The organism is Mesorhizobium sp. M7A.F.Ca.CA.004.04.2.1 (genome assembly GCF_004022825.1).
In the GTDB taxonomy this organism is placed as follows: domain Bacteria; phylum Pseudomonadota; class Alphaproteobacteria; order Rhizobiales; family Rhizobiaceae; genus Mesorhizobium.
In genome coordinates, this window is record NZ_RZPH01000635.1 from 1 (window position 1) to 3,584 (window position 3,584).

At 65.2% G+C, this 3,584-nt stretch carries 4 protein-coding genes and 1 pseudogene; 2 read left to right on the forward strand and 3 right to left on the reverse strand.

Going from position 1 to position 3,584, the window contains the following annotated elements; translation table 11 throughout:
- The coding region (locus EN893_RS24230; protein WP_164901065.1) for a fumarylacetoacetate hydrolase family protein at nt 1-179 on the forward strand (179 nt) is incomplete at its 5' end.
- Complete coding sequence (hpaH, locus tag EN893_RS24235) at nt 176-982, forward strand: 2-oxo-hept-4-ene-1,7-dioate hydratase (protein ID WP_127266755.1); 807 nt, start codon at nt 176-178, stop codon at nt 980-982. The genes EN893_RS24230 and hpaH, both read left to right, overlap by 4 nt.
- Before the next feature lie 27 nt (nt 983-1,009).
- Here the strand turns inward: hpaH and EN893_RS24240 are convergent, their stop codons facing one another.
- From EN893_RS24240 to EN893_RS24250, 3 genes and pseudogenes are all read right to left on the reverse strand, one after another.
- Nucleotides 1,010-2,032 carry a phosphotransferase gene (locus tag EN893_RS24240; protein ID WP_127266754.1) on the reverse strand — a complete coding sequence of 341 codons (1,023 nt, stop codon included), beginning with the start codon at nt 2,030-2,032 and terminating at the stop codon, nt 1,010-1,012.
- A complete protein-coding gene (locus EN893_RS24245; RefSeq protein ID WP_127266753.1) occupies nt 2,029-3,321 on the reverse strand; it encodes an aminotransferase class III-fold pyridoxal phosphate-dependent enzyme in 1,293 nt (430 codons plus the stop codon). Before EN893_RS24245 ends, EN893_RS24240 begins: the two co-directional genes overlap by 4 nt.
- 35 nt (nt 3,322-3,356) lie before the next feature.
- Nucleotides 3,357-3,584: pseudogene (locus tag EN893_RS24250) on the reverse strand (aminotransferase class III-fold pyridoxal phosphate-dependent enzyme); the annotation flags it as partial.

Here is a 3,584-nt window from a genome sequence, read left to right on the forward strand (position 1 = left end):
ACTACATCTCGACCTTCACCACGCTGGTGCCGGGCGATATCATCGTCACCGGCACGCCGACGGGTGCTGGCGCCCGCTTCGAGCCGCCGATCTGGCTGAAGCCCGGCGACGTGATCGAGGTGGAGGCCGAAGGCATCGGCGTGCTCAGAAACGGTGTCGTCGACGAGGCAGCGCAATGACCCCGGAACAGGTGGAGGACGCCGCGGCACAGCTGTTCGAGGCCGAGCGGTCGCGCCGCCAGATCCGTCTGCTCAGCCTCGATTTTCCCGATGCGACGATGGAGGACGCCTATCGCGTGCAAGCGGCGCTGGTGGCGCGCAAGATCGATGCCGGGCTGAAGCCGAAGGGCTGGAAGATCGGGCTGACATCGAAGGCAATGCAGTACGCGCTTGCCATCGACACGCCGGATTCGGGCGTGCTGTTCGACGACATGTTCTTCCATGACGGCGCGACGGTGCCGGCCGGCCGCTTCATCCAGCCGCGCGTCGAGGCCGAGATCGCCTTCGTCATGAAGGCGCCGCTGAAAGGCCCCGGCGTGACCATCTCCGACGTGCTCCACGCCACCGACTACATCACACCGGCGCTGGAAATCCTCGATACGCGCATCGAGCGCGTCAATGCCGAGACGAAGAAGGTGCGCACCTTCTTCGACACGATTTCCGACAATGCCGCCAATGCCGGCATTGTCATCGGCGGCCGGCGGCAACGTCCTGATGAGGCCGACATGCGCTGGATCGGCGCCATCGTCTCGCGCAACGCCGAGGTAGAGGAAACCGGGCTTGGCGCCGGCGTGCTCAACCACCCGGCCATGGGCATCGCCTGGCTGGCGGACAGGCTCGCCCGCTACGGCATGTCGATCGCGGCTGGCGAGGTGGTGCTCTCTGGATCGTTCGTGCGCCCGGTCGAGGCGCGGCCCGGCGACACGATCGTCGCCGATTTCGGCAGTTCGGGCACGGTCAGCATCCATTTCGCGAAGGGCTGATGACCCGCCAGTTCTTATTGATCGGCCCTATTCGCCACGCAGATAGGCAATCACCACATCGGCTGCGATGGCCGACATACGCTGGCCGACATCCCTGGTGATGTCGCCTTCGACGCGGCTCTGCACCCAACCGAGGAAAGCAAAGGCACGCAACGCCGAAAACAGCGGCAGCGCGGCGATGTCGCGCGCGGTCAGTGCCCGCTCCTGCCGATAGCCCTCGAGCAAAGCGGCCTCGATCAGCGGATAGATCGCCTCATCGCGGTTCTGGTAGAGCGCGACGGCAAGGTCGTACATGTGCCAGCCATGGCCGCAATCGTCGAAGTCGATGATGCGGATCGCGCCGTCATGGACGAGCACATTCTCGCGCACCAGATCGGCGTGGATGATGCCGAAATTGCGGGCGCTGCGTTCATGCTCCGACAGCGCCTTCACGGCCTTTTCCCGCGCCTGGAAAACCAGCTCGCGATGAGGGCCGTCGAGGAAGGGCGAGGTCTCGAAGCGGCCCCAATTCGGGTTCGCGCCGAAGAAGCCATTGAAATCCCAGGCATGGCGGGCAAAGCCGGCGGGCGGCGTCCAGGCAGACGTGACATTGTGCATGTGGGCGATGGTTCGGCCCATCGCGGTAAAGACCTGTCTTGCCTGCTCGGGCGTAAAATCCAGCGGCACGCCTCGCGCGCCGACGGCGCGGCCTTCCAGCCAGCTCAAGCAATCGACTTGCCGGGGTTGCACTGAGGCGTTGGCGCTGACAAGCACGAACAGATCGCCGGCCGGCGTGGCGACCGCAGATGGCGTGGCGATGCCGGCCGCTTGCAAAAAGCCCATCCATTGCAGTTCCGAGCGCAGGGCGGCGTCCGTGTGATAGCCAAGCCGATGAATGCGCATGGCGGCCGGCTGGCCTGTTGGCAAGATGACGCGAAACACCGCGTTCTCGCGGAATTTCAGCAGCTCTGGCTCACCCTCACGAATGCCCCAATGTTCGAGCGCGCGCTTGGCAAGCTCGGTGACATCGGCTGCCGTCTCGGGCTCGGATTGCGTGGAAACAGCGTTCACGCCTTCACTCCGCCGACTTCACCCAGCACCTCGTCGAGGGCGCCGATCAGGACGTCGGCATTGTCGCGCGAGAACGGCATGGGCGGGCGGATCTTCAGCACATTGCCGTGGATCCCGGTCTTGCCCATGAGCACACCGCGGTGGCGCATGCGGTTGGCGACCTGCTCGGCAATGTCGGGCGCCGGCTCGCGCGTCTCGCGGTCGTGAACCAGTTCGGCGCCGAAGAACAGGCCGGCGCCCCTGACCTCGCCGATGCATTCATGGCGCTCGGCCAGCGGGCGCAGCAGACCGAGCGCATAGGCGCCGACGTCACGTGCGTTGGCGACGAGATCTTCCTGCTCGATGACGTCGAGGACGGCATTGGCCACCGCGCAGGAAACCGGATTGCCGCCAAAGGTGTTGAAGTAACGGAAAGCGTTGCGGAAGGTCGCCAATGTGTCCTTGGTGGTGACCACCGCGGCGACCGGATGGCCGTTGCCCATCGGCTTGCCCATGGTGACGATGTCGGGCACGAAGCCAGCGCGCTGGTGGCCCCAGAAATGGCTGCCGGTACGGCCGAAACCAGGTTGCACCTCATCGGCGATGACCAACCCGCCCGCTTCACGCACCGCCGCCACGGCGTCTTCGAAAAATCCGCTGGGAAGCGTCGGGAAGCCTTCATTTTCGAGCAGCGGGCACAAAATGATGCCGGACAGGCCGATGCCGTCCTTTGCCAGCGCGGCGATGGCTCCCCGCACCGCATCGCCAAAGGCCTTGCCGTCGGCCGTCGCATCGGGATGGCGATAGCTGTCGGGCGTCGGCACCAGCCGCACTTGGCGCGCGCGGCCGCCGACCGGCGGCATGCGGGTGCTGAGCTGCGAAACCGCCGTGGTGTTGCCATGGTAGGTGGCGTCGGTGGCGATGATGCCCATGCGGCCGGTTGCGGCCTGCGCCATGCGCAGCGCGATGTCGTTGGCCTCACTGCCGGTGCAGGTCAGGATGGCGGACGACAGGCTGGCATCGAAGGTCGCGGTCAGCCGCTCGACATAATCAAGGATGGCGGTGTGCAGATAGCGCGTGTGGGTGTTGAGCAGGCTGGCCTGCCGGCACAGGGCTTCGACCACATGCGGGTGGCAGTGGCCGACATGTGCGACATTGTTGTAGGCGTCGAGATATTTCCGACCATCGGCATCGTAGAGCCAGACGCCTTCGCCGCGCACCAGATGCACGGGCTCGTCGTAGAACAATTGCGATTTCGCGCCGAGCAGGCGGGAACGCCGGCTAACCAGTGCTTCTTGCGATTGGCTCATTGCGTCTTGAAACTCCGTTGTGTCCAGCTAACCCGTCAGGCCTTCGATAGGCCTGCATCCAGCGCTTCGCCAATCTTCGTCACATCGGCGGCGGTGATGATGAGCGGCGGCGACAGGATGATGGTGTTGCCCGACACACGCAGCATGACGCCGGCCTCATAGGCGGCCTCCGAAACCACGGCCATGGTCTTCTTGTCGGCCGGCTTTTTCGTCGTGCGGTCCGAGACCAGCTCCAGCGCCGCCATCAGGCCCTTGTACCGGAG

What these genes read in the sequence shown, in the direction of transcription:
- hpaH (WP_127266755.1), top strand. Translation starts at nt 176, where the DNA reads ATGACCCCGGAACAGGTGGAGGACGCCGCGGCACAGCTGTTCGAGGCC.
- EN893_RS24245 (WP_127266753.1), bottom strand. Translation starts at nt 3,321, where the DNA reads ATGAGCCAATCGCAAGAAGCACTGGTTAGCCGGCGTTCCCGCCTGCTC.